Raw genomic sequence first — 23,927 nt, 5'->3', positions numbered from 1 at the left:
CGCACCGACCATGGAGATCGTGATCCTCGACGACCCCGGGGCGATCGCACGACTCGCGGCCGACACCATCGCCGCGCTCCTCCACGAGAAGCCCGCCGCCGTGCTCGGGCTGGCGACCGGCTCGTCACCGCTGTCGCTCTACGACGAGGTCGCAGCCCGCTGTGCGCGGGGCGAGCTGAGCCTCGCCGAGGCGCGGGGGTTCACCCTCGACGAGTACGTCGGCCTGGGCGCCGAGCACCCGGAGCGGTACCGCAACGTCATCGACCGCGAGTTCACCTCACGCGTGGACATCGCCCGCGATGCCGTGCACGGGCCGGACGGCCTGGCCGAGGACGTCCCGGCGGCCTGCGCGGCCTACGAGGAGGCGATGGCCGAGGCGGGCGGGGTGGACCTGCAGATCCTCGGGATCGGCACCGACGGGCACATCGGTTTCAACGAGCCGGGATCGTCGCTGGCCTCGCGCACCAGGATCAAGACCCTGACCCGGCAGACCAGGCTCGACAACGCGCGGTTCTTCGGCGGCGACCTCGACGCGGTGCCCACCCACTGCCTCACCCAGGGGTTGGGCACGATCATGGCCGCACGGCACATCGTGCTCATCGCCACCGGGGAGGAGAAGGCCCGGGCCGTGCACGAGCTAGCCGAGGGGGCGGTCAGCGCGTCGTGGCCGGCCACGGTCCTGCAGCACCACCCGCACGTGAGCGTGCTGCTCGACGACGGGGCCGCCAGCCACCTCCGGATGGCCGGCTACTACCGGGAGACGTACGCGGCCAAACCGGGGTGGCAGGGACTGTGACACGGGCTCCCCAGATGATCTCCGCCGACTGCATCGTCACCGGGGAGCAGGTCCTGCGGCCCGGGTGGGTCGAGGTCGCCGACCACCGGGTCGTCGCCCTCGGCGCCGGCCTCCCACCCCGGGCGGCGGACACCCCGCTCAGCGACGTGACCGTCGTCCCCGGGTTCGTCGACACCCACGTGCACGGCGGTGGTGGCGGGGCCTTCTCCGACGCCACGCGCGAGGCGACACGTGCGGCCGCCGACCTGCACCGCCACCACGGCACCACCTCGATGGTCGCGTCGTTGGTGGCTGCTCCGCCGGAGGCGCTGCTGCGTCAGGTCGACAGGCTCGCCGGGCACGTGGAGGACGGGCTCGTCCGCGGGGTCCACCTCGAGGGGCCGTGGTTGTCGCCGCAGCGATGTGGTGCGCACGAGCCGTCGGCCCTGCGCGACCCCGACCCCGACGAGCTCGCCGCGCTGCTGGCCGCCGGGCGCGGGACCATCCGCATGGTCACCCTCGCCCCGGAGCTGGACGGCGCCACGGCCGCCATCAGGCAGGTCGTCGACGCCGGCGCCGTGGCCGCGGTGGGGCACACCGAGGCCACCTACGACCAGACCCGCCTCGCCGTCGCGGCCGGTGCCACCGTCGCGACCCATCTCTTCAACGCGATGCGCCCGGTGCACCACCGGGAGCCGGGCCCGGTCCTCGCCCTGCTCGAGGACGACAGGGTGACGGTCGAGCTGATCACCGACGGCATCCACCTGCACCCCGCGCTCTACCGCGAGGTGCTGGGCCGAGCCGGCAGCGACCGCGTCTCCCTCGTCACCGACGCCATGGCGGCCTCCGGCATGCCGGACGGTGCCTACGAGCTGGGTGGTCTCGCGGTGCACGTCGTCGAGGGAGCCGCCCGGCTGGTCGGCAGCGACACGCTCGCCGGCAGCACCGCCACGATGGACGCCCTGTTCCGCTTCGCGGTGTCGCAGGCCGGCCCGGACCTCGACACGGCCCTGCTCGCCGCCGTGCGGCAGACCTCCATCGTCCCGTCGAGGGCGCTGCACCTGCCCGAGGCCGGCCTCCGCGTGGGTGCGCCCGCGGACGCCGTCGTCCTCGACGACGGGCTCGCCGTCACCGGCGTCCTGTCCCGGGGGGCGTGGGTCCGCGCCCCTGCCGGAGCCGGCTGATCGGGACCGCCACCCTCGGGGGGTGGGCACCGGTCGCGGAACTGGCTATACACGAGGGGACGGCGTCGACCGGCGCCGCGTGACCGGGCCCGCGCGGCCCTGACGTGCAAGGGAGACGACATGAGCCAGTCCGAGACCGAGGGCCCGGCCGACGGCGGTGCCGAGGGCACCCCGGGCGTGCACGACGGCGGCGCCGACGGCGGTGCCGACTCGGGTGCCGAGGGCCCCGCTGACGGCGGCGCCGAGGGCACCCCGGGCGTCCAGGACGGGGGCGCGGACGGTGGGGCCGAGGGTCCCGCCGACGGTGGCGCCGACGGCACCCCGGGCGTCCAGGACGGCGGCGCCGACGGTGGGGCGGACAGCTCCGCCTGATGTCGCACCAGCCCCAGGACGGCAGGCCCCCCACCGCGGGGCCTGCCGTCCCCGCCCGTCCGGCACTGGCCCGCCTGGTCGGTGACGTCGACCGGTTCGCCGAGGCGTCGTGGGCCCGCGAGCCGCTGCTGCGCCACACCGCCAAGGTGGCGGCGGGAGCGGCCGGCTTCGACGACCTGCTCACCGAGCGGGCGGTCGACGAGCTGGTCTCCGAGCGCGGCCTGCGCACCCCGTTCCTGCGGGTCGCCAAGGCCGGTTCGACGCTCCCCCACGGCGCCTTCACCGCACCCGGTGGCCTGGGCGCCGGCATCGCCGACCAGGTCAGCGACGACAAGCTGAGCGCGCTCTTCGCCGCCGGCGCCACCCTCGTCCTGCAGGGGCTGCACCGGGTCTGGCCGCCGGTCATCGACTTCTGCCAGCAGCTGGCCGCCGACTTCGGCCACCCGGTGCAGGCCAACGCCTACGTCACGCCACCGCAGAACCAGGGCTTCGACGACCACTACGACGTGCACGACGTCTTCGTGCTGCAGGTCGCGGGGCGCAAGAAGTGGTCGATCCACGCGCCGGTGCTGCCCTCGCCGCTGCGCGACCAGCCGTGGACCGACCATCGCGACGCCGTACGACGCGCTGCCGAGCGGGAGCCGGTCATCGAGGCCGTCCTCGAGCCGGGCGACGTCCTCTACCTGCCCCGCGGCTACCTGCACTCGGCCACCGCGCTGGGCGGCGTCACCGTCCACCTCACCCTCGGCGTGCACAGCTGGACCAGGTACGCCGTCGCGGAGGAGCTCGTGGCCCTGGCCCTGCAGCGGCTCGGCGACGACGAGGAGGCACGCGCCTCCCTGGGGCTGGGCACCTCGCTGACCGGCGAGGAGCTCGACCTCGACCTGGTCGGCAAGCGGCTGCGCGACGCGCTCGAGTCGATCGATCCCGACGAGGTCGCCGAGCGGCTGCGCTCGCGGCGCCGCGACGCCCAGCGCGCGGCCCCCGTCGGCCCCCTCGCCCAGCACGCGCTGGCCACGTCGCTGACCGACGACACCGCGGTGCGGCTGCGTGCCCACCTCGAGGCCACCCTCGTGCAAGGAACCCTGACCACCCGCGCCGGCAGCGTGCCCGTGGCTGGCGTGCCCGACGCCGCGCTGGAGAGGCTCCTGGCCGGTGGGGCCGTCACCGCCGCGGACCTGGGCCTCGACCGCGCCCGTCGACTGGTCGAGGCGGGACTGGTCGTCGCCGGATGACGAGCCGTTGCTCCGACGAGGCCGCGGCACGCCACGACCCGATGCTCGGGACCGCGCCCCCGCAGCACGACTGGCTGCTGGTCGAGCACCCCGGGCCGTGGCCGGTCACCGCCCCCTTCGGCGCCGACCTGCCCACCCCGCTGCTGCAGGAGCTGGGGCACCCGCAGCTGCGCACCCTCTTCATCCGACGCCACGGCCGCGACGGCGCCGCGGACCGGCTGACCGGGCCGCGGCGCTGGTACCGGTGCGACGCCGGTGGTCTGCGCACCGGGCTCTGGCAGCGGCCCGAGGACCTGCTGGTCAGCCTGCGCCCGGATGCCGGCGAGACGTACGACGCTCCCCTGCTCCTGGTCTGCACCCACGGGGGCCACGACCTGTGCTGCGCGGTCAAGGGTCGCCCGGTCGCGCGGGCGCTGGCCGAGCGGTGGCCCGAGGCGACGTACGAGTGCAGCCACGTGGGGGGCGACCGCTTCGCCCCCAACCTGCTGCTGCTCCCCGACCTCGCCTGCTACGGCGGCCTGGGCCCCGACGAGGCCGTCACCACCGTCGGGTCGCACCTCGCCGGGCGGGTCGACGCGACCCGGCTGCGCGGCGTCGCCGGCCTGCACCCCGCCGAGCAGGTGGCGCTCGGCACCGTGCTCGAGAGGTGGGGCCCGGCCCCGGTCGGGGCCCCGGCTCCTCGTCTGGTCGAGCAGGTCGGCACCTTCGACGCGGGCCGCTGGACCGTCGACGTCGCCGGGCGGCCCCCGCTCCCGTCGCGGGTGCGCGTGGTCGTGGACAGCACCCGCCGCCCGGAGGCTCGCCTGACCTGCCGGGCCGTCCGCCCGACCCGGGCGCTGCAGTGGGACGTCGTGTCGGTGGAGCCCGACCGCGGGTGACGACCGGGTCCGGACGCCCGGGCTACACCACCTGGTCGATGCGCGGCCTCGTCCTGGCTGCCTAGCCTGCGAAGGAGGTGACAGTGACACGAGGAGGGTGAGAAGGATGGAGACCGGCACGACGACCGCGCCGGGGAGCACGCAGCCCGATGCCGACCGCGTCGAGGCGGTCGCGGGCGAGCTGTTCGCCACGCTGACGGCAGGCGCCACCGCGCTCATGCTGAGCCTCGGGCACCGCACGGGCCTCTTCGACACGATGGCGTCGCTGCCGGCCTCGACGAGCGGTCGGGTCGCCGAGGCCGCCGGCCTGCACGAGCGCTACGTGCGCGAGTGGCTCGGCGCGATGACCACCGCGGGGATCGTCGAGCACGACCCGGCCGCGGACACCTACCGTCTCCCCCTCGAGCAGGCCGCACTGCTCACCCGGGCCGCGGGACCGCACAACATGGCTTCCCTCATGCAGTTCATCCCGCTGCTCGCCCAGGTCGAGGACGCCGTGGTCGGCAGCTTCGTCCACGGCGGCGGGGTCGGCTACGAGTCCTACCACCGGTTCCACCAGCTGATGGCCGAGCAGAGCGCGCAGACCAACGACGCCTCCCTCGTCGACACGATCCTGCCCCTGGTGCCCGGGCTGACCGAGCGCCTGGAGTCCGGCATCCGCGTGGCCGACATCGGCTGCGGCCAGGGACACGCCGTCAACCTGATCGCCCGGGCGTTCCCCGACAGCGAGGTCGTCGGCTACGACTTCTCCACCGACGCGGTCGCGGTCGGCCGCGCGGAGGCGGCGTCCTGGGGGCTGACCAACGCGCACTTCGAGGTGCGCGACGTCGCCGACCTCAGCGGCACCGGGACGTTCGACGCGGTCACCGCCTTCGACGCCGTCCACGACCAGGCCCACCCCGGCCGGGTGCTGCGCCAGGTCGCCGAGCACCTCGCCCCCGACGGGGTCTTCCTGATGGTCGACATCCGCGCCTCGAGCGACGTCGACGACAACGTCGAGATCCCGTGGGCGCCGTTCCTCTACGCCGTCTCCACGATGCACTGCATGCCGGTCTCCCTGGCGCTGGGCGGCGACGGGCTGGGCACCGTGTGGGGCACCCAGCTGGCCCAGCAGATGCTCGCGGAGGCCGGGTTCACCGACGTCCGGGTGGAGTCCGTCCCCACGGACTTCATCAACGCCTACTACGTCGCGCGACGCTGACGGGCGCTGGACGACGCTGCACGACGCTGGACGACCGAGCCCGTCAGTGACGGTCCGGCGGGTCATCGGGCCCCGCCTCCGCCTCGGGGCCCGGCCCACGGCGCTCGGCGGCCTGGTCGCGCAGGTCGCGCTCGATGCGCCGCGCCCGGGGCCGCTCGAACAGCAGGATCGCCAGGGCCACGCCCAGCAGCACCACGATGGTCAGCACCAGCTCGAACACGCTCTCCTCCTCGGTGTCGTGCTCCGTCCTCGGTGGGCACCGACCAGCCTAGGCGGCACCACTGCCCCGTCCCCGTGCGAACGGGCTGCGTAGGGTCTGCGCGTGGAGCACGGGGCGCAGGACGCATGAGGACAGCACGACGCCCGCGGGGCGGCGCACGCCCACCGATCCCCAGCGAGATCTGGGTGCTGATCGGTGCAGCGTTCGTGATCGCGATCGGCTTCGGCCTGATCGCGCCGGTGCTGCCGGCGTACGCGCGCACCTTCGACGTCGGCGTGGCAGCCGCGTCGGTGGTCGTCTCGGCGTTCGCGTTCTTCCGGCTGGTCTTCGCCCCGGCCGGCGGCGCGCTGGTCTCGCGGCTGGGCGAGCGCCCGGTCTACCTGACGGGCCTGCTGGTGGTCGCCGCGTCGTCGCTCGCGACCGCCTTCGCCCAGTCCTACTGGCAGCTGCTGGTCTTCCGCGGGCTGGGCGGGCTCGGCTCGACCATGTTCACCGTCTCGGCGATGGCGCTGCTGGTGCGCCTCGCACCGCCCAGCATCCGTGGCCGGGTGTCGTCGGCGTACGCCAGCGCGTTCCTGGTCGGCGGCATGCTCGGCCCGGTGCTCGGCGGACTGCTGGCCTCGCTCGGGCTGCGCGTGCCCTTCGTGGTGTACGCCGGCGCGCTGGTCGTCGCCGTCGTCGTGGTCGGCACCCGGCTCAGCGGGGCCCGGCTGCGGCCCGCCGCCGACCAGCCGCAGCGCCCGCCGATGCCGGTGCGCGAGGCGATGGCCCACCCTGCCTACCGCGCGGCGCTGGCCTCGGGCTTCGCCAACGGCTGGTGCAACTTCGGGGTGCGGGTGGCGGTGCTCCCCCAGTTCGCGATCACCGTCCACGACCGGCCCTGGGTCGCCGGGGCGGCCCTCGGCGTCGCCGCCGTCGGCACCGCGCTGAGCCTGCAGGTCGCCGGCCGGGTCGCCGACAGCCTGGGCCGGCGACCGCTGGTGATCTCCGGGCTCGCGGTGACCGCGCTGGGCTTCGGCCTCCTCGGCCTGGCCGACGACCTGGTGGTGCTGCTGGTGCTCTCCGCCGTCTCCGGGCTCGGCGCCGGCCTGGTGAACCCCGGGCAGCAGGCGGCCGTGGCCGACGTCGTCGGCAACGAGCGCGGCGGGGGCAAGGTGCTGGCGGCCTTCCAGATGGCGCAGGACTCGGGAGCGATCGTCGGGCCGATCCTGGTCGGGGTGATCGCCGACCAGGCCGGCTTCGGGTGGGCGCTGGCGACCACCGCCCTGGTCAGCCTGGTCGCGCTCCTGCCGTGGCTCGGGGCACCCGAGACGCTGCCGGAGGCGGCAGGCCCCGACGGGCCCTAGACACGGCCCAGGTGCTGCTCGCGCGGCATCGGCCGCCCCAGGCGCCGGAACGCCTCCTCGACCGTCACGGTCTCGGCACGCTCGGGCTCGATGTCGAGCACTGCGGGGGCCAGCACCGGGTAGGCCCGGGGTGAGGACTCGGCGAGCACCCGGGCCAGCGCCTGCGGCCGCCGGGCCGCGAGCCGCAGGGCCGGGCGGACGACGGCGGTGACCAGGGCGTCGACGACGGGGCCCTGGCGGGTCCCGATCGCCTCCCGCATCCAGCGCGGCAGCGTGGCGATCGTGGCCCGGCGCAGCACCCGGTGGACCAGCGGGCTGAGCACCCGCAGGCGCCCCGGCAGCCGGCTGGCGAGGTTGCCGCCCTCGAGGACCAGCAGCGCGTGCTCGACGGCGACGTCGCTGACGACCAGGTGCGGGCGCACCCGCTCGTAATAAGCGCGCATCTCGGCGCGGTCGCGCGGGACGTCGGCGGGGTCGATGGTCTGGAACTTCGCGGCGATCGCGCACTCGGCCCAGTACTGGCGCTCCTCCTCCTCGCTCAGCGGGCCGGGGCCGAAGCGCTCGTAGACGTGCAGCACCGACTGCCACTGGGTCAGGTGGATCCACAGCTGGCCGGCAGGGTCGTTGGGGTCGTAGTCCTGGCCGGTCACCGGGTCGGTGCCGCCCACCCGCGAGTGGATGCGCATCAACGTGTCGGCCATCCGCGCGGCCGTGGCGCTGTCGCCCAGCACCAGCGCGCCGGCGTACTCCAGGGTGCGGTCGTAGCGGTCGGAGGCCCGCTCGCGCAGCGAGCCGGTGCCGGCCACCGAGGCCACGACCAGGGGGTCGAACATCTCGGTCAGCGCGGTGCGGGCGAAGCCGACCGTCATCGAGGTCGGGCAGCGGTAGACCTTCCAGGTCACCGAACCGGGGCCGAAGATGCCGTGGTCGAGGGGCTGGTGCTCGATGCGCGTCATGCAACACAGAGTGACGCAAGTGTTACATCAGGTCAAGGGTGCGGCGCGCTCACCCGAGCAGCAACGGCACCAGCGTGCGGCGCGCGTAGGCCCGCGCCCCCTCCTGGGTGCGCACGTCGATGGCGTGCTGCGCCGGCAGCAGCACGAAGGAGGCGAAGAGCCGCGCCATCGTCTCCCCCACCGCGTCCGCGTCGAGGTGGGTGGCGCGACCGTCGGCCTGCAGGCGTCGTACGCCGGCCGCGGCGAAGGCGCTGCCCATCCTCAGCAGCGCCGCGTCGTCGGCGAGGCCGGCCGCGATGAGGTCCTGCGGCTCGTGCTCGGCGGTGCGCCGGATCACCGGGTGCGCCTCGGCCAGCCGCAGCGCGGCCGCGAAGCCCTCGACCAGCTGCTCGACCGGGTCGTCGAACCCCTCCAGCGCGGAGAGGATCCCCTGCGCCATCTGCTCGCCCTCGCGCAGCGTCATCGCCTGGAGCAGCGCGTCACGGTCACCGAAGCGCCGGTAGACCGTGACCCGGTTGACCCCCGCACGCCGCGCGACCCCGTCGATCGTCACCGCCCCGATCCCCTGTGCGGCGCAGGCCGCGACCGCCGCGTCGAGGATCTTCGTCGCCGTCGCGTCGTCGGGCACCCCGCTCGCCCCGCCCCCGAAGGCCCGTCCCAGCACCGCTCCCAGATCCACGCGGTCACCCTAGTGCCGCGCCCCGCGCCCGCGACCGTCACAACCCGGGGCCGCCGGACGTCAGGAGGGAGAGGAACGTCGATGAGAGGGTGGGGGCCGTGGACCGGACCGAGCAGTTCGAGGCCGAACGCCCACGCCTGGTGGCCGTGGCGACCAGGGTGCTCGGCGACCCGGGCGAGGCCGAGGACGTCGTGCAGCAGGCCTGGCTGCGGCTGCACCGCACCGACGCGGAGATCGAGAACCTCGCCGGCTGGCTGACGACCGTGACCGGCCGCCTGTGCCTCGACCGCCTGCGAGCGCGCACGCCGCTGCCGCACGCCGACCTCGGGTCGGACGACCTCGTGGACGGTCGGGGCGGCGGTCGGGGCGACCCGCCCGCGGACCCGGCCGACGAGGTCGCCCTGGCCGAGACGGTCGGGGTCGCCCTGCAGGTCGTGCTGGACCGGCTCAGCCCCCGCGAGCGCGTGGCCTTCGTGCTGCACGACAGCTTCGGCTTCCCCTTCGAGACCGTGGCGGCGACGCTGGGCACCACGCCGGCCGCCGCTCGCAAGCTGGCCTCCCGGGCCCGGGCGAAGGTGGCCCAGCCCGCACCCGAGGACGCGCTGGCCGACTGGGAGGTCGTCGACGCCTTCATGGGCGCCGCCCGGGGCGGTGACCTCACCCGGCTGCTGGCACTGCTGGCCCCCGACGCCGTCGTCGTCGGTGACGAGGCGGCCGTCGGCATCGGCACGCCCGCGCGGATCGCCGGGCGCCGGGAGGTGGCGGCGTTCTTCGACGGCGCGGCCCGGGCCGCGCTGCCGGTGCTCGTCGACGGACGACCCGGCGCCGCCTGGTACGACCGCGGCACGGCCCGCGTGCTCTTCGACTTCACGGTCGTCGACGGCCTGGTGCAGCGCATCGACTTCCGGGCCGACCCGACCGTGCTGGCGCGGACCTCGCGCCGCCACCCCACCACGAGAGGACCGAGATGAAGACCATGACCTGCCACCAGCTGGGCGGACCCTGCGACCTGGCCCACCACGGCGAGAGCGCCGACGACGTGATCAACGCCCAGGACCGGCACCTCAAGGAGGCCGAGAAGGCGGGCGACGCCAGCCACCAGCCGGCACGCGACGAGATGAAGTCACGCTGGCGCCACCCCAAGCGCTCGCTGGGGTGGTACCGGGACATGAAGCAGGCCTTCGCCGACCTGCCGGAGGACTGAGCCCGGCCGCGCTCAGCGCCTGCGGTGCACGTCGTGGGCATGGCGGTGGGGCGCGAGGTAGCGGGCCGGGTCGGGCCGCTCCAGGCCTCCGTCGGCGATCCAGGCGGCGGCGTCGGCGTGACCGTGCTCGATGAGCTCGGCCGCGCGGCTGAAGTCGCCGGGCGAGACCGAGAGCGGGCACGGGGGCGGCAGCAGCCCGACGTCCACGCCCTCGACCGGCTGGGACACCTCGATCACGAGCTGCTGCTCGATCAGCAGCGACAGCGCGTGCACGGCCATCCCGATCGCCGAGCGTGGCGGCTCGTCGATCGCGCAGGGCACCCCGGCCGGCAGCACCACCACGCGGGTGGCGCCGAGCTCGACCGCGTGCGAGACCCCGGCCCGGGTGGCGATGGCCCCGTCGACGAGCCACCGGCCGTCGAGGTGCACCGGGGGCAGCACCCCCGGGATCGCGGCCGTGGCGCGGGCCGCCGCGCGCACCGGGCCCGACGAGAGCAGCACGTCGGAGCCGGTCAGCAGGTCGGTGGCCAGCAGGTGCACGGGGATCCGTGCCTGGCCGAGGTCCTGGATGCCGGCCCGCTCCTCGACCAGGTCGCCCAGCGCCTCGCCGGGGAACAGTCCGCGACGTCGCCCCAGCAGCGCCCCGAGCACCTGCAGCGGCCGGAACGGGAAGACGTCGCGCCGGTGCAGCCCGGTCCACACCCGGGCCAGCTCGTCCAGGGACTGCGGCGACGTGCCCCGCGCACCCACCCAGGTGGCGTTGAGACCACCGGCCGAGGTGCCGATCAGCAGGTCCGGCTCGATCCCGGCGGCGGCCAGCGCCTGGAGCATCCCGACCTGGACCGCGCCCAGGCTGCCGCCGCCCGAGAGCACGAACGCGGTGGTGTGGACGGGCGGGGCGTCGCCGGAGGTCATGCGTCGAGCATGCCCGCCGGGCCGCCCGGCCACACCGCGCTCAGCCCACGGTGCGGATCAGCTTCTTGTTGACGAACTCCTCCATGCCGTAGCGACCCAGCTCGCGTCCGAACCCGGACCGCTTCACGCCACCGAACGGCAGCTCGGCGGCGTCGAGCCCGACCCCGTTGACGAAGACCATGCCCGCCTCGATCCGGTCCGCGACCCGCTGCGCCTGGTCCGGGTCGTCGGAGAACACGTAGGAGCCCAGCCCGTACGGGGTGTCGTTGGCCAGGCGGACCGCGTCGTCCTCGTCGGCGGCCCGGAAGACCATCGCCACCGGGCCGAAGAGCTCCTCCCGGTACGCCGGGTTGTCGGGGGCCACCTCGGTGAGGACCCCCGCCGGGTGGAACGCCCCGGCGCGCTCGCCGGCGCTCGACAGGACGGCACCGCCGTCAACCGCGGCGCCCACCTGCTGGGCCAGGCGCTCCGCGGCGGTCTCGGAGGACAGCGGCGCGTCGGGCGAGGCCGCGAGCAGCGCCTCGCCGAAGCGGGCGACGAAGTCGTCGTAGAGCTCGTCGACCACGATGAACCGCTTGCCGGCGTTGCACGCCTGGCCGGTGTTCTCCAGCCGGGCCGCCACCGCGGCCTCGACGGTGGCATCGAGGTCGGCGGAGCCGAGCACCACGAACGGGTCGGAGCCCCCGAGCTCGAGGACCACCTTCTTCAGGTGCCGGCCGGCGAGCTCCGCGACCGCCGCACCGGCCCGCTCGGAGCCGGTCAAGGAGACGCCCTGGACCCGCGGGTCGGCGATGATCCCCTCCACCTGCTCGTGGGTGGCGTACACGTTGACGTAGGCGCCGTCGGGGAAGCCGGCGTCGCGGAAGACCTGCTGCAGCAGCGCGGCCGAGCGCGGGCACTGGGGTGCGTGCTTGAGCACGATGGTGTTGCCCAGGGCGAGGTTGGGGGCGACGAAGCGGGCGACCTGGTAGGCCGGGAAGTTCCACGGCATGATCCCGAGCAGCACCCCGACGGGCCCGCGGCGCACCAGGGCGGTGCCCTCGCCGGCGCCCAGCTCGATCACCTCGTCCTCGAGGAAGTCCGCAGCGTGGGTGGCGTAGTAGTCGTAGATGTCGGCGGCGAAGTCCACCTCGCCGTCGGCGTCGGCCTGCGGCTTGCCCATCTCCTCGATCATGGTCCGCGCCAGCTCGTCGCGGCGCTCGCGGTGCAGCGTCGCCACCCGGTGCAGCAGTGCCGTCCGGTCGGCCACCGTGGAGGCCCTCCCCCACGACGCGTACGCCGCGGCAGCGGCGTCGACCGCGGCCGCGACCTCGCTGTCGGTGGCTGCCTCGAAGGTCTCCACCAGCTCACCGGTGGCGGGGTTGCGGACGGCGTACTCGATCATGGCTCTCTCCTCGGGGACGGTGCGGTGTGGGGGCGACGGTGGGGTCGACGGTGGGGTCAGCGGCTGGGGTCGACGTCGTTCGACAGCCGCTGGGCGAACCAGACAGGGACGATGGAGACCACGATCAGGACCACGGCCACGACGTTGACCACCGGCGCCTGGTTGGGCCGGAACATGTTGTTGAGGATCCAGATCGGCAGGGTGTTGGCGCCGCCGCCGGCGGTGAACGTGGTCACGATGATCTCGTCGAAGCTCAGGGCGAAGGCGAGCATCCCGCCGGCGAGCAGCGCCGAGCGCATCTGCGGCAGCGTCACCAGGCGGAAGGTGGTGAAGACGCCGGCGCCGAGGTCGGCGGAGGCCTCCTCGAGGCTGGTGCCCAACCGGCGCAGGCGGGCCTGCACGTTGTTGAAGACGGTGACGATGCAGAAGGTGGCGTGCGCGACCACGATGGTCCACAGCGACAGGTCGATGCCGAGGATCCCCCGGAAGCCGTTGTTGAGCGCGATGCCCGTCACCACGCCCGGGAGGGCGATCGGCAGGATCACCAGCAGGTTGACGGAGTGCTTGCCGAAGAAGGAGTAGCGCTGCAGCGCCATGGCCAGCAGGGTGCCGAGCACCAGGGCGATGGCCGTCGCGATGAGCGCCACCTGCACGCTGGTCAGCAGCGCCTCGCGCGCCCCGGCGCTCTGGCCCGCACGACGCCACCACTCGAAGGTCACCCCGCTCGGCGGCCAGGTCATGGTCTGGCTCGGGTTCACCGAGTTCACCAGCACCACGAACAGCGGCAGGTAGATCAGGGCGAGGACGCCCACGGTGACCCCGGCGAGGGTGCGGCGGGCGGCGAGGCTCAGGTTCATCAGAGGTTCTCCAGGGCACCCGTGCGGCGGATGGCAGCCAGCAGGACCAGCGTCACCACGATGGGGATCATCGCGATGGCGGCCGCGAGGGGCAGGTTGTTGGCGGCGCCCGCGTTGACGAAGACGAGGTTGCCGAGCATCTGGCTGGCCCCGCCCACGATGTTGACGGTGATGTAGTCGCCCATGGTCAGCGAGAAGCTGAAGATGGCCCCGGCCACGATGCCCGGCACGAGCAGCGGCAGCACGATCGTGCGCAGGACCATCCCGGTGGGGGCACCGAGGTCCCCCGCCGCCTCGAGCATGGAGTCGGGCACCCGGTCGAGGGCGGCGAAGACCGGGAGGATGACGTAGGGCAGCCAGATGTAGGACTGGGTGATCACGACGGCGGTCAGCCCGTAGCCCGGCGAGCCGATGCCGCTCCACTCGGCCAGCCCGCCCTCGGACAGCACCACGCGCCAGGAGAAGGCCTTGACCAGGTAGCTGGCCCACAGCGGGGTGAGCACGGCGACGACGAGCATGTTGCGCACCCGCGGTGTCGCGACCTTGGCCATGTAGAAGGCGATGGGCAGCGCGATCGTGACGTCGACGACCGTGACCGCCAGGGCCACGCCCAGGGTGCGGAGGGTGACGTTGCGGTAGACCTCGTTCTCCACCAGCGTCCGGAAGTTCTCCAACGTCCACGACCGGTCGATCTCGCTGGTCAGGCTGTCCACCGACCAGAGCGAGGTGATCAGCAGCGCCGCCAGTGCCAGCACGTAGACCAGCAGCATCCACGCGAGCGGGGCCGAGAGCAGCAGCGCCAGGCGCAGCCAGGGGCGACGGTGCAGGAGCCGGGAGCCCGGCCGGGCCGCCGACGCCCGCAGCGCGGGGTCGGCGGCCCGGCCGGGACCGGTCTCGGTGACGTGGGAGGTGGCGGCCATGCTCAGCCCTTGATCTCCGTCCAGGCCTGGGTCCAGTCGGCGTAGTCGGTGCACTCGACGTCGCGGCCGTCGAGGCAGTCCTTGATCGGCGTGCGCCAGAACCACAGCTGCTCGGCGTACTCCTCGTCACCGGCGTGGAAGATGTCGCAGTGCTCGGGGTTGGTCGTCTCCTCGCAGGCGGCCGGGCTGTTCGGCGCCTCCCCGAAGTACTCGGTCGCCTGGGCGTTGGCCTCGGGGCTGAGGATGTAGTCCATCCAGGCGTAGGAGCAGTTCGGGTTCTCGGCCTGCGAGGACAGCATCCAGGTGTCGTTCCAGGCGGTGGCGCCCTCCTCGGGCAGCGTGACGGCGACGTCCTTGTTCGAGATGTTGTTCTTGATGACCTGCCACGTGGTGCCGACCACCGAGTCGCCGGTCTCGAAGGCCTGGATCTCCTTGAGGTAGTCCGACCAGTACTCCCCGACGTACTCACGCTGCTGCTTGAGCAGCTCCACCGAGGCGTCGAGCTGCTCCTGGTCGAGCGCGTAGGGGTTCTCGATCCCCAGCTCGGGCTGGGTCTTCATCAGGTACAGCGCGGCGTCGGCGATGTAGATCGGCGAGTCGTAGGCGGTCACCTTGCCCGCGTTGCGCTCGAGCTCCTCCTCCTCGAAGACGGCCCCCCACGAGGTCGGGGCGGTGTCGAAGCTCTTCTCGTTGTACATGAGCAGGTTGGCGCCGTAGCCGTGCGGGACCCCGTAGTTGACCCCGTCGAGGGTGTTCCACTCGCTGTCCTTGAGGAAGTCGAAGACCTGGTCGTAGTTGGGCACCAGGTCGGTGTTGACCTCCTGCGCCTCGCCGGAGCTGATGAGGCGCAGCGACAGGTCGCCCGAGGCCGCGATGACGTCGTACTCACCGGACTTGGCGAGGTTCAGCGCCTCGTCGGAGGTGCCGTAGACCTTGCTGGTGACCTGGCACCCGGTCTCCTCCTCGAAGGCCGAGACCCAGTCGACGTCGGGATCGTTGCTCCCGTCCTCGACGTAGCCCGGCCAGGCCAGGATGGAGACCTGCCCCTCCATCTCGCCGAGCTCCTCGACCGCCTCGGTCGTCTTGTCGTCGTCACCGGCACCGCAGGCGGTCAGGACCGTGACCGCCATGAGGGACAGACAGGTCGCGGCGAGACGGCCGCGTCGGAAGTGGGAGTTCATGTGGGGTGTCGCTCTCTGTGAGGGGGTGGGGTGGGGCTCCGCTGCGTGGTCGCAGCGGTGGAGGTCGGGGAAGTCGGGGTCAGGTGGACGTGGAGAGGGGCACGACGTCGGCGCGGGCGAACCGCACGGTCACGGTGTCGCCCCGGTGGCCGCGGGTGTCGAGCGCTCCGGCGGCCTGCTCGAGGACGACGAGCTCGAGACCCTCCTCGGTGCGCAGGTGCACGCGGTGCCCGGTCCCGAGGTAGATGCTCTCGACCACCGCGGCCTCGAGGCGGACCTCGTCGGCGGAGACGTCGGTGTGCTCGCCCACGGGCGAGAGGTGCAGCCGCTCGGGTCGCACGGCGTGGTCACCACGCACCCCGAGGAGGCGCTGCGAGGTCTCCGGGTCGAGCAGGTTGGTGGTCCCGACGAAGCCCGCGACGTACGCCGACGTGGGGTGCTCGTAGATCTCGCGCGGCGTGCCCAGCTGCTGGATCCGGCCCTGGTCGAAGACCGCGATCCGGTCGCTCAGCGTCAGGGCCTCCTCCTGGTCGTGGGTGACGAAGACGAAGGTGATGCCGAGGTCGCGCTGCAGCTGCTTGAGCTCGACCTGCATCTGCTCGCGCAGCTTCAGGTCGAGGGCGCCGAGCGGCTCGTCGAGCAGCAGCACCCGCGGCTGCAGGACCACGGCCCGGGCGAGGGCGACGCGCTGGCGCTGGCCCCCCGACAGCTGGGCCGGGCTGCGGTCGCCGAGGTGGTCGAGCCGCACGGTCTCCAGCGCCTGCCGGGCCCGCTCCCGTCGGTCGCGCTTGCCCATCTTGCGCACCCGCAGGCCGTAGGCGACGTTGTCGAGCACGCTCATGTGCGGGAAGAGCGCGTAGTCCTGGAAGACCGTGTGGACCTCGCGCTCGAAGGGCGCCGCCCGGGTCACGTCGACGCCGTCGAGCTCCACCGTCCCGGCCGTGACGGACTCGAAGCCCGCGATCAGGCGCAGCACCGTGGTCTTGCCCGAGCCCGACGGACCGAGCATCGAGAAGAACTCGCCGTCGTCGATGTCGAGGTCGACCCCGTCGACGGCGGCGACCTCACCGAAGGTCTTGCGCAGGCCGCGCAGCGAGATCGCGGGCTGCGTGCCGGCTGCGGACCGCACCTCCGCGGGAGCGCTGGTGGGGACGGTCATCGCAGCTGCCTTTCGTCGAACGCCGTGGAGTTCTCGAAACATATGACTTCATAGTTCATAGTTACAAGGGTTCGGGCAGGATGGACCCGAATTGTCATCGGGCGGAAACACGAGAGGGAGTGCTCGACGTGGCGGTGCCGTTCTACGGGCGTGCGTCGGCGGCGGTCTTCTCGCCGCTGGAGTCGATGAGCCGCTCCGCGCTCGTCGTGCGCCGGCTCACCGACGCCATCGCCCTGGGGCTCCTCCCCGACGCCGAGCAGCTGCCCGGGGAGACCGACCTCGCCAGCATCTTCGGGGTCTCGACCGTCACGGTCCGCGAGGCCCTCTCGGTGCTGCGCGGCGAGGGGCTGATCGAGACGCGGAGGGGGCGCGGGGGCGGCAGCTTCGTCCGGACCCCCGAGGACGGCATCGTCCAGCTCGCCCGACGACGGCTCGACGGCTTCGCGCTCAGCGAGCTGCGCGACCTCGGTGACGTGTACGCCGCGATCAGCGGCGCGAGCGCAGCCCTCGCCGCCCGGCGCTCGAGCAGCGAGGACGTCGACCGGCTGAGCCGGGTCGCGGAGGTCCTGGCCAGCGCCGAGACCCCCGACGCCCGGCGCCGCGCCGACGCGCAGTTCCACATCGAGATGGCGGCCGCCTCGCAGTCCCCGGGGCTCTACCACGAGGAGGTGCGGCTGCAGGCGGAGTTCGGCACCCTGCTGTGGATCGCCCTCGGCGACGACACCAGCCACGCCCAGCTCGTCGACAGCTGCCGTGCCGTCGTCTCCGCGATCGAGCGCCGCGACCCCCCGGCGGCCCGCGAGGCCGCCGAGGGGCGGGTCGCCGACTCGACCGCGCGCCTGATCGACTACCGACTCCGGGAGCACCGCCCATGACCCAGCAGCCCTCCGCCGCCGAGCTCGCCCAGGTGCGCGCCGCCGTCCAGGACCTCGCCCGGCACGCCTTCGAGCTGACCGGTCGCGTCGCCGCCGAGCTCACCACCGCCCTCGAGACCGAGGCGACCCCGCGCCGCAGCCACCTCGGTGCCGTCGAGCGGCTGGTGCAGCCGGTCCTCGGCGACCCGGCGCACCCGGTGCAGGGCGCCGGCTTCGTCGCGGCCGTCGGCCTGCTCGAGGACGCCGCCTACTGGTTGGAGTGGTTCGCGGCCGACGCCGAGGGACGGGTCCAGCGGCTGGTCACGCACTCGGAGCCGCAGGGCATCGGTTTCTACGACTACGAGTCGCTCCCCTGGTACGTCGTGCCGCGCGACTCGGGCCACCCGCACGTGACCGGCCCCTACGTCGACTACCTGTGCACCGAGGAGTACACCCTCACCTTCACCACCCCGATCACGACCGGCGGCCGGTTCGCCGGCGTCGTCGGCGCCGACATCGCCGTGCCTCGCGCCGAGCAGCTGCTGCTCCCCCCGCTGTGCGCCGCGCGGGCCCGGCTCGCCGTGGTCAACGACGACGGCCGCATCCTGTCCAGCAACAGCGGCCACCACGTGTGCGGCGACCTGCTGCCCGAGGGTTGGCGGACCTCCGGGTCGGCCCACGCCATCGAGGGCCTCCCGCTGTCGGTCGTCACGATGGCCGACTGAGGCCGCGCGCGGCCCTGCCGGCGGCGGACCGGGGCCTCAGGCGTCGCTCGCGGCGCTCCCCTGCGCTGCGGCGGCGTCGGTGATCGGGGTGATCCACGCCTGGTGCGTGGTCGCGTTCTTGGTGATCGCGAGCAGCTCGTCCATGTGCGGCTCGAGACCCGTGACCTTGTCGAGCGGCACGCCGATCACCAGCTGGAAGCCCAGGCCCTTCCAGGCCCGCACCGCCCTTCCCGCGAACTCCGAGTCGGCCTTGACGAAGCCCTCGTCGAGGAAGACCGGCGCGAAGCGCGGCCGCGAGCGCATCTCGTCACCGAGGCGGAAGCGCAGCGCGGAGCCGACGATGAAGGCCACCAGCTCCTGGCTCTCGCCGCCGCTCTTCTCCCCCAGCGTCCGGTACGTCGCGCGCAGCTCGCCGCTGAGGTGGTCGTAGCGCTCGGCGCTGACCTCCACGTGGCGGCGTACGTCGAGCAGCCGGTCGCGGTCGGTGGGGGCCCCGCCGGGGGCCTGCGGGCGCAGCTGCTCCATGAAGCGGCTCAGCTCGGCGAAGCGGCGCTCGAGGTCGGCCTCCTCGAGCGGGGCCGTGGACCCGCTGCCCGCCGACAGCGCCCGCAGGTCCTTCATAAAGGACTGCACGTGCACCGGCGAGAGGCGTCGCAGCTTGATCCGCAGCCGGTCGCCGGCGCCGCCGAACTCCAGCCGGCGCAGGATCGCGTTGATCGGCACCAGCCGGTCCTCGATCTCCTCGACCGAGGCGGCCATCGCACCCACCAGCGGCACGAGGTCCTGCCCGCTCCACTCGGTCAGGCGTCGCCGCCACTCCGAGCGGCGGTCGGCCAGGCCCTTGCCCCGGATCTCCTCGAGGATGCGCTCGTAGTCGGGGTAGGAGTCGGCGGTGGCGCCGAGATTGGGCGAGTCCCAGCGCGACTTGTACTGGCGGAACACGGCCGCCAGGTCGTCCTCGACCCGCTGCACCTCGGCGGTCGCGTCGGCGACGGCGGCGTGCAGGCGGGCCTCGAGCCGCTTGGCGTTCTCGGCGAACCGGTCGAGGTCGTCGGGGTCGGCGGGGGCGGCGGCCGCGGCGAGCTCGGCGCCCAGCGCGACCTCCTGCTCGTCGGTGAGCCCGGTCCTGCCCGGGCCCTCGGGCCGCGGGGTGGCGTCGAGGCGGTCGTTGACGTGGTCCTCGGCCTCGACGAGCTCGCCGTGCCGCGAGCCCAGCGCCCGCTGCTGCTGCTCGAGGGCGAAGCGCTGCTGGCGGGTGGTGTCGAGGCGAGCGGTCAGGTCGTCGATCTGCTCCTGCAGCACCTGCAACCGGTCGTCGGCGGTCAGGATCGCCTCGCGGCGCTGCTCGAGCTCGGCGATGCGCCGGTCGCAGCCGGTCACGTCGACGTCGTCGTGGCGCACCATCGCCACGGCGTCGTACGCCGAGCGCTGCTGCTCGAGCACACCGGCGCGGCGGTCGAGCGCGGCGAGCCGGTCGTCGACCTCGAGCATCCGCCGCTCGAGGCGGGCCAGCTGAGCGTCGACCTCCTCGACGGCCTCCTCGCCGGAGAAGCCGATGATGCTGCGCTGCTCGCCGCGGCCGTGGGCGCCGCGGCGGCCGTTGCGGGTCTGCCCGGCCTCGGTGACCCGGAAGCCGGGGCCGTCGAGCCCCGCCGCGGTCTCCACGCAGTAGGCGTTGCGGGACGGCTCGGCGACGTGCTGCTGCACCCAGCCCGAGAACGGCGAGTCCTTGAAAAGCAGCTTGCCCGCGACCCGCTCGGGGTCGGAGGGGCCGGTGCCGGGCAGGTCGAGCTCGACGCCCTGGAAGGTGAAGCGGGTGCGCAGGCGCAGCCCGTCGATCGCCGAGGAGAAGTGCGCGAGCCGGTCGAGGGGCACCAGCATCGTGCGGGCGGTGCCGCCCAGCACGGTCTCGATGGCGGTGCGCCAGCGCGACTCCTCGGGCGCCACGTCGAGCAGCTCGGCGACGTAGGGCAGCTCCTCGGGCGACATGCCCGCGGCCCGGGCGACCTCGGCGCGCAGCTCGTGCAGGTACGACGGCACCCGGCCGGCGCGGCTCTCGAGCGAGGCCCGCTCGCGCCGCAGCGCGGCCTGCTCCTCCTTCAGCGGCACCAGCTGGTCGCGCACCTCGTCACGCTCGGCGCGCAGCCGGGCACGGGCGTCGTCGCCGGCGGCGAGCTGCTTGCGCGCGTGCAGCTGCAGCGCCGCGAAGCCCTCGGCCGAGTCGAGGGCCGAGTCGAGGTCGGGCGCGTCGTCCTGCCCGACCAGCGGGTAGACCCGCTCCTCGAGCTCGGCCAGCCGCGCGGCCCGCTCCTCGCGGATGGCCCGCTCGTGCTCGACCTGCGCGGCCAGCGCCTGGAGGTCTCCCCCACCGGCGTCGCGGTGGGCGTCCTTGGCGGCCTCGAAGTCCGCGACCAGCGCGGCCTCGGCCGACCGGGCGCCGGCCAGCGCCTCGGAGGTGGCGGCCCGCTCGTCGCGGTTGCGCTCGACGGCGGCCTCGATCAGGCGCCGGTGGGTGCGCAGCAGCCACAGCCGCAGCGGGGTGTCGCCCGGCGCGGTGACGCCGTAGGAGTCCAGCTGCGCGAGCCGGTGCGCCGCGGCCACGCGGCGCTCCTGCAGGCCGGTGACCGGCTCGAGGAGCGCCAGCTTCTCCTCCTCGGTGCGCATCGCGGCGTGCGCGGCGTCGAGGTCGTCGAAGTGCTCGATGGCGCGGTCGGCGGCGGCGTACGTCGCGGGGCGCTCGAGCACCATGTCCTTGTAGAGCTCGTCGACGCTGCGCACCTGGTTGCCCGCCTGGATGCGCGCCAGCAGCCGCAGCGCCTTGGCGCCGTCGCCACCGGCCCCGATGCCGAGCCGGGCGTGCAGCACCTCGGCGTACTCGGCGTAGGTGCGGTGCACCCGCACCCCGGGGTAGAGCTTCTTGAGGGTGTTGGCGTGGAAGCGCTCCGCGACCGCGACCTCGAGGGAGGCCAGGTCGAGCGGCCCCTCGTGGCTGACCAGCTGCATCTGGACCTCGCTGGAGCGGGTCGCGCGACGCGGCACGTAGTAGGTGCGCAGCGCGGTGAAGGAGCCGCCGCGGTCGTTGACGAACGTCATCGCGACCGCGCCCCAGGTGTCGACGCCGCGCCCGCGCAGCAGCTTCTCGACCGGCCGGCCGGTGCGCGGGTCGTCGACCACGTCGACGGCGCCGCGCAGGTAGGACAGCAGGTTGCGCTGGCCCACGCCGCGCGCGCGGCCGCTGACCGCGTCGTTGGAGGCACCGTTGAACTTGGTGTCCGAGGGCATCATCAGCGCGGTGTAGGCGTCGAGGATGGTGGACTTCCCGACGCCGGAGGCACCCGAGATCATCGTCGCGTCGCCGCCCAGCGGCACCGTGGTCAGGCCGGCGAAGCCGCCCCAGTTGACCATCTGCAGCAGCCCGGCCCGCCACTGCATCGTGTCGTCGCCGGGGGTGGCGACCAGCTGGTGCTCGAACAGGCCACCGGTGCTCTCGTCGAGCTGCTCGGTCTCGTCGATGGACATGCTCACTGGCCTCCGGTGGTGGCGTTGCTCGGGGCGTCGGGCTCGAAGAGGTCGGAGTCGGGGGTCTCGTCGTCGGCGGCCTGCTCGCCGCTGTTGGCGCGCTGCAGCGACTCGAGCAGCTGCTGGAGCACCTCGAGCGGCAGCAGCGGCTCGACGGCCTCGCTGACCTCGTAGCGGTCGTCGCCGACCGCGCCGATCAGCAGGCCCGCCTTGACGATGCTGGCCACCGCGTTGCGGGCCCGCTTCTCGTCACCGGACTCGTCGGTGGCGTGGGCGGGGCGGAAGCTGGCGACGTAGTCGACGACGTCCTCGCGGTCCACGTGCACCCGGGTCTCGCCGCCGGCCAGGCCGCTGCGCAGCCGGTCGCGCAGGTGGATCAGCACCAGCGTCTCCTCGCGCGACCAGGCGGCGTCGTAGAGCAGCGTCGGGAAGCGGCTGCCGGTCTCGGAGATCGCCTGGCGCTTCCAGGCCACCTCGCGGGAGCGGTCGACGGCCAGGTCGAGGAACAGGTCGTTGAGGCGCGAGCGCAGCAGCCGCTCGTGCTCCACCAGCACCGCCCAGTCGCGCGGGTGGGTGCGGGCCGAGATGAAGCGCTGCTTGAGCAGGGTCACCAGGGCGTGGCGCTGGCCGAGGTCGAGACCGCCCTCGTCACCCTCGAAGAGGGAGACCGAGCCTGCCTCGAGGTCCTCCTCGCCCAGCGCCTCGACGTCGCCCGGGTCGTGCTCGAGGTAGGTGCTCATCGGTGGTGCTCGCTCTCGAGGTCGGGGTCGGGCAGCGGGGTGCGCGGCACCGTGAACGTGCGCGTCGAGCCGTCGGGGCGCACGGCGGCGTACGCCTCGAGGCCCTCGTCGCTGAGCCAGCCGCGGTCGGCGGCCAGGTGCAGCAGGCCGAAGATCTCCACCGGCCGGCGCAGGGCGGGGGCGAGGGAGTCGAAGACCTCGCCCAGCGAGCCCGCCGGCACCAGGTCGGCCAGCGCCTCGTCGAGGCGCCCGCGCAGCACCGAGAGCTGCGGGCCGCCCTGGGCGAGCAGCTCGTCGAGCGAGACCGGGGGCGCGTCGTCGGGGTCGGCGGTGGTGATGCGGTCGGGCAGCACGTCGTCGGCCGGGTCGTGGAAGCGCTCGCGCAGGTGGTCGAGGGTGACCCGGGCCGGCAGCAGGGGCACGTCGTGGGTGGCGCGCGGCCCGGTCGACGCCATCCAGGTCATCAGCTCGGACTCGACCTGGCGCAGCGTCTGCTCGAGCTGGCGGTCGCGCACGGCGTCGTGGGAGACGATGTACTCCTTGAGGGTCGCGGTGACCCGCGAGCGCTGCGAGAGCACCCGGTCGAGGCCCTCGCGGACCAGGCGGACCGTGCCGCGCAGCTCGGCGCGCTCGGCCTCCCCCAGCAGCCGCTCGGAGAGAGGGTGGTCGAGCAGCGCGCCCAGGTCCTCGCGCAGCCGGGTGACCAGCGCGTCGTCGCGCAGCAGGGCGAAGGCGCCCTCGAAGGCCCGGCCCTCCTGGGTGGCGGTCATCAGCGCGTCGGCGCGGGCCAGGTAGTCGTCGATCACCTCGCCGGCCGGGCGGTCCTCGGCCCGGAAGGCGGCCAGGATCTCGCCTCGGATCTGGGTGAAGCGCTCCTCGACGCGCGCGAAGTCGCTGGGCAGCGCCGAGACCAGCGAGAGCAGCTCGGTGAAGCCCTCGAGCATGTAGTCCTCGGTCGGGCTGGGCATCTCGGCGCCGTCGACGAGCCGGTCGCGCTCGGCCTGCAACCGCGCGATCTCGCCGTTGAGGATGCTGACGCGCGCGGTGCGGTCGGGGTTGGCCTCGGCGTTGAAGCGGCGCACCGTGCCCAGGAGGGTGGCGATGCGGTGCTCGCTGAGCGTCGCGCGGTCGCGGGTGAGGTTCTTGACCAGCTGGAGCGCCTGCTGGGCGTGCGAGGTCAGCGTGTAGACCTCCTGGCCGCGCTCGTCGAGCGAGCGCACCAGCCACTGCCCGCGCATCCAGCGGTGGCACAGGTCGCGCACGCTGCCGTTGGGCACCTCGACCTCGCCGGCCTGGCGGATCTGGGCGAGCTGCTCCTCGACCTGCGCGTGCAGCCGGGCGGTGGGCACCGGCCGGTTGTCGCGGCCGAAGACGGCCCGGAAGATCGTGATGACCACCGGCGCCTGGCGCTGGTGCAGCAGGGTCAGCGTGGGCTGGGAGAAGGCGCCCTTGACCCGGGCGAGCTCGCTCGCGATCTCGCTCACTGCCTCGTCCTCCTCGACCTGCCCCGGCCCCGCTTCGGCCCGCTCTAGCCTGCGCACACGACGGGCAAGCATCCCAGAGAGGGGGCCCGGGCGGATCCGGCAGGGTGCCGGGGCGCGGGTACGCGCCGGGTCGGTGCGA

The 23,927-nt window shown here is 73.9% G+C and carries 23 protein-coding genes; 11 read left to right on the top strand and 12 right to left on the bottom strand.

Annotated elements, in window-relative coordinates:
- Positions 1 to 10 precede the first annotated feature (10 nt).
- From nagB to H0S66_RS15615, 6 genes are all read left to right on the top strand, one after another.
- Entirely contained in the window at positions 11 to 796 is a 786-nt protein-coding gene (gene nagB / locus H0S66_RS15640) for a glucosamine-6-phosphate deaminase (RefSeq protein WP_179616202.1), read from the top strand.
- A gap of 14 nt (positions 797 to 810) precedes the next feature.
- Entirely contained in the window at positions 811 to 1,959 is a 1,149-nt protein-coding gene (gene nagA, locus H0S66_RS15635) for an N-acetylglucosamine-6-phosphate deacetylase (protein WP_179616201.1), read from the top strand.
- Between the two features lie 120 nt (positions 1,960 to 2,079).
- A complete protein-coding gene (locus H0S66_RS15630; RefSeq protein WP_179616200.1) occupies positions 2,080 to 2,331 on the top strand; it encodes a BatC protein in 252 nt (83 codons plus the stop codon).
- Positions 2,331 to 3,566: a cupin domain-containing protein gene (locus tag H0S66_RS15625; RefSeq protein WP_179616199.1), complete on the top strand. Its 1,236-nt coding sequence runs from the start codon at positions 2,331 to 2,333 to the stop codon at positions 3,564 to 3,566. The genes H0S66_RS15630 and H0S66_RS15625 overlap by 1 nt, the downstream gene beginning before the upstream one ends.
- A complete protein-coding gene (locus H0S66_RS15620) occupies positions 3,563 to 4,444 on the top strand; it encodes a sucrase ferredoxin (protein WP_179616198.1) in 882 nt (293 codons plus the stop codon). Before H0S66_RS15625 ends, H0S66_RS15620 begins: the two co-directional genes overlap by 4 nt.
- Positions 4,445 to 4,550: 106 nt before the next feature.
- Entirely contained in the window at positions 4,551 to 5,645 is a 1,095-nt protein-coding gene (locus H0S66_RS15615; protein ID WP_179616197.1) for a class I SAM-dependent methyltransferase, read from the top strand.
- A gap of 43 nt (positions 5,646 to 5,688) precedes the next feature.
- Here the strand turns inward: H0S66_RS15615 and H0S66_RS15610 are convergent, their stop codons facing one another.
- On the bottom strand, positions 5,689 to 5,865 hold the full coding sequence (locus tag H0S66_RS15610; protein WP_179616196.1) for a hypothetical protein: 177 nt from the start codon (positions 5,863 to 5,865) through the stop codon (positions 5,689 to 5,691).
- Between the two features lie 185 nt (positions 5,866 to 6,050).
- Here H0S66_RS15610 and H0S66_RS15605 point away from each other — a divergent pair, with 185 nt between their 5' ends.
- Positions 6,051 to 7,211 (top strand): MFS transporter, encoded by a 1,161-nt coding sequence (locus tag H0S66_RS15605; protein ID WP_218876347.1) that lies wholly within the window; start codon positions 6,051 to 6,053, stop codon positions 7,209 to 7,211.
- Here H0S66_RS15605 and H0S66_RS15600 read toward each other — a convergent pair.
- Both H0S66_RS15600 and H0S66_RS15595 read right to left on the bottom strand, forming a co-directional pair.
- On the bottom strand, positions 7,208 to 8,167 hold the full coding sequence (locus H0S66_RS15600) for an oxygenase MpaB family protein (protein ID WP_179616194.1): 960 nt from the start codon (positions 8,165 to 8,167) through the stop codon (positions 7,208 to 7,210). The two genes, H0S66_RS15605 and H0S66_RS15600, sit on opposite strands and share 4 nt — an antisense overlap.
- A gap of 49 nt (positions 8,168 to 8,216) precedes the next feature.
- Positions 8,217 to 8,846: a TetR/AcrR family transcriptional regulator gene (locus H0S66_RS15595; RefSeq protein ID WP_179616193.1), complete on the bottom strand. Its 630-nt coding sequence runs from the start codon at positions 8,844 to 8,846 to the stop codon at positions 8,217 to 8,219.
- 98 nt (positions 8,847 to 8,944) lie between these two features.
- Here H0S66_RS15595 and H0S66_RS15590 point away from each other — a divergent pair, with 98 nt between their 5' ends.
- Together H0S66_RS15590 and H0S66_RS15585 are read left to right on the top strand one after the other, a co-directional pair.
- The gene (locus tag H0S66_RS15590; RefSeq protein ID WP_179616192.1) at positions 8,945 to 9,817 is read left to right on the top strand and encodes a sigma-70 family RNA polymerase sigma factor; all 873 of its coding nucleotides are present in this window, start codon (positions 8,945 to 8,947) and stop codon (positions 9,815 to 9,817) included.
- On the top strand, positions 9,814 to 10,050 hold the full coding sequence (locus tag H0S66_RS15585; protein WP_179616191.1) for a hypothetical protein: 237 nt from the start codon (positions 9,814 to 9,816) through the stop codon (positions 10,048 to 10,050). Before H0S66_RS15590 ends, H0S66_RS15585 begins: the two co-directional genes overlap by 4 nt.
- Positions 10,051 to 10,062: 12 nt before the next feature.
- Here H0S66_RS15585 and H0S66_RS15580 read toward each other — a convergent pair whose 3' ends face one another.
- The 6 genes from H0S66_RS15580 to H0S66_RS15555 form a co-directional block, all read right to left on the bottom strand.
- A complete protein-coding gene (locus H0S66_RS15580; protein ID WP_179616190.1) occupies positions 10,063 to 10,965 on the bottom strand; it encodes a patatin-like phospholipase family protein in 903 nt (300 codons plus the stop codon).
- Between the two features lie 40 nt (positions 10,966 to 11,005).
- Entirely contained in the window at positions 11,006 to 12,349 is a 1,344-nt protein-coding gene (locus H0S66_RS15575; RefSeq protein ID WP_179616189.1) for an NAD-dependent succinate-semialdehyde dehydrogenase, read from the bottom strand.
- Between the two features lie 56 nt (positions 12,350 to 12,405).
- Positions 12,406 to 13,206 carry an ABC transporter permease gene (locus H0S66_RS15570; RefSeq protein WP_179616188.1) on the bottom strand — a complete coding sequence of 267 codons (801 nt, stop codon included), beginning with the start codon at positions 13,204 to 13,206 and terminating at the stop codon, positions 12,406 to 12,408.
- Positions 13,206 to 14,126 carry an ABC transporter permease gene (locus tag H0S66_RS15565; protein WP_179616187.1) on the bottom strand — a complete coding sequence of 307 codons (921 nt, stop codon included), beginning with the start codon at positions 14,124 to 14,126 and terminating at the stop codon, positions 13,206 to 13,208. The genes H0S66_RS15570 and H0S66_RS15565 overlap by 1 nt, the downstream gene beginning before the upstream one ends.
- Positions 14,127 to 14,128: 2 nt before the next feature.
- Entirely contained in the window at positions 14,129 to 15,256 is a 1,128-nt protein-coding gene (locus tag H0S66_RS15560) for an extracellular solute-binding protein (protein ID WP_246305163.1), read from the bottom strand.
- A gap of 130 nt (positions 15,257 to 15,386) precedes the next feature.
- Complete coding sequence (locus H0S66_RS15555; protein WP_179616185.1) at positions 15,387 to 16,466, bottom strand: ABC transporter ATP-binding protein; 1,080 nt, start codon at positions 16,464 to 16,466, stop codon at positions 15,387 to 15,389.
- Between the two features lie 119 nt (positions 16,467 to 16,585).
- Here H0S66_RS15555 and H0S66_RS15550 point away from each other — a divergent pair, with 119 nt between their 5' ends.
- Positions 16,586 to 17,341, top strand: coding sequence for a FadR/GntR family transcriptional regulator (locus H0S66_RS15550; RefSeq protein ID WP_218876346.1), 756 nt, complete (start codon positions 16,586 to 16,588; stop codon positions 17,339 to 17,341).
- Entirely contained in the window at positions 17,338 to 18,045 is a 708-nt protein-coding gene (locus tag H0S66_RS15545; RefSeq protein WP_179616183.1) for a cache domain-containing protein, read from the top strand. Before H0S66_RS15550 ends, H0S66_RS15545 begins: the two co-directional genes overlap by 4 nt.
- A 36-nt stretch (positions 18,046 to 18,081) precedes the next feature.
- Here the strand turns inward: H0S66_RS15545 and H0S66_RS15540 are convergent, their stop codons facing one another.
- The 3 genes from H0S66_RS15540 to H0S66_RS15530 are packed head-to-tail and all read right to left on the bottom strand — an operon-like array spanning position 18,082 to position 23,788.
- Positions 18,082 to 21,564 carry an ATP-binding protein gene (locus H0S66_RS15540; protein ID WP_179616182.1) on the bottom strand — a complete coding sequence of 1,161 codons (3,483 nt, stop codon included), beginning with the start codon at positions 21,562 to 21,564 and terminating at the stop codon, positions 18,082 to 18,084.
- Positions 21,565 to 21,566: 2 nt separating this feature from the next.
- On the bottom strand, positions 21,567 to 22,304 hold the full coding sequence (locus H0S66_RS15535; RefSeq protein ID WP_179616181.1) for a DUF4194 domain-containing protein: 738 nt from the start codon (positions 22,302 to 22,304) through the stop codon (positions 21,567 to 21,569).
- Complete coding sequence (locus tag H0S66_RS15530) at positions 22,301 to 23,788, bottom strand: DUF3375 domain-containing protein (RefSeq protein WP_179616180.1); 1,488 nt, start codon at positions 23,786 to 23,788, stop codon at positions 22,301 to 22,303. Before H0S66_RS15530 ends, H0S66_RS15535 begins: the two co-directional genes overlap by 4 nt.
- Positions 23,789 to 23,927: the final 139 nt, after the last annotated feature.

This window comes from Nocardioides marinisabuli (assembly GCF_013466785.1).
GTDB classification, from domain to species: Bacteria; Actinomycetota; Actinomycetes; order Propionibacteriales; family Nocardioidaceae; genus Nocardioides; species Nocardioides marinisabuli.
The sequence above is the reverse complement of the archived record's forward strand: the minus strand, read 5'-3'. Positions and strand labels throughout refer to the sequence as shown.

Bases quoted from the DNA above. Each gene is read 5' to 3' on its own strand.
- nagB (WP_179616202.1), top strand. From the start codon at position 11: ATGGAGATCGTGATCCTCGACGACCCCGGGGCGATCGCACGACTCGCG.
- nagA (WP_179616201.1), top strand. From the start codon at position 811: ATGATCTCCGCCGACTGCATCGTCACCGGGGAGCAGGTCCTGCGGCCC.
- H0S66_RS15630 (WP_179616200.1), top strand. From the start codon at position 2,080: ATGAGCCAGTCCGAGACCGAGGGCCCGGCCGACGGCGGTGCCGAGGGC.
- H0S66_RS15625 (WP_179616199.1), top strand. From the start codon at position 2,331: ATGTCGCACCAGCCCCAGGACGGCAGGCCCCCCACCGCGGGGCCTGCC.
- H0S66_RS15620 (WP_179616198.1), top strand. From the start codon at position 3,563: ATGACGAGCCGTTGCTCCGACGAGGCCGCGGCACGCCACGACCCGATG.
- H0S66_RS15615 (WP_179616197.1), top strand. From the start codon at position 4,551: ATGGAGACCGGCACGACGACCGCGCCGGGGAGCACGCAGCCCGATGCC.
- H0S66_RS15600 (WP_179616194.1), bottom strand. From the start codon at position 8,167: ATGACGCGCATCGAGCACCAGCCCCTCGACCACGGCATCTTCGGCCCC.
- H0S66_RS15585 (WP_179616191.1), top strand. From the start codon at position 9,814: ATGAAGACCATGACCTGCCACCAGCTGGGCGGACCCTGCGACCTGGCC.
- H0S66_RS15580 (WP_179616190.1), bottom strand. From the start codon at position 10,965: ATGACCTCCGGCGACGCCCCGCCCGTCCACACCACCGCGTTCGTGCTC.
- H0S66_RS15575 (WP_179616189.1), bottom strand. From the start codon at position 12,349: ATGATCGAGTACGCCGTCCGCAACCCCGCCACCGGTGAGCTGGTGGAG.
- H0S66_RS15570 (WP_179616188.1), bottom strand. From the start codon at position 13,206: ATGAACCTGAGCCTCGCCGCCCGCCGCACCCTCGCCGGGGTCACCGTG.
- H0S66_RS15565 (WP_179616187.1), bottom strand. From the start codon at position 14,126: ATGGCCGCCACCTCCCACGTCACCGAGACCGGTCCCGGCCGGGCCGCC.
- H0S66_RS15560 (WP_246305163.1), bottom strand. From the start codon at position 15,256: ATGGCGGTCACGGTCCTGACCGCCTGCGGTGCCGGTGACGACGACAAG.
- H0S66_RS15555 (WP_179616185.1), bottom strand. From the start codon at position 16,466: ATGACCGTCCCCACCAGCGCTCCCGCGGAGGTGCGGTCCGCAGCCGGC.
- H0S66_RS15545 (WP_179616183.1), top strand. From the start codon at position 17,338: ATGACCCAGCAGCCCTCCGCCGCCGAGCTCGCCCAGGTGCGCGCCGCC.
- H0S66_RS15540 (WP_179616182.1), bottom strand. From the start codon at position 21,564: ATGTCCATCGACGAGACCGAGCAGCTCGACGAGAGCACCGGTGGCCTG.
- H0S66_RS15535 (WP_179616181.1), bottom strand. From the start codon at position 22,304: ATGAGCACCTACCTCGAGCACGACCCGGGCGACGTCGAGGCGCTGGGC.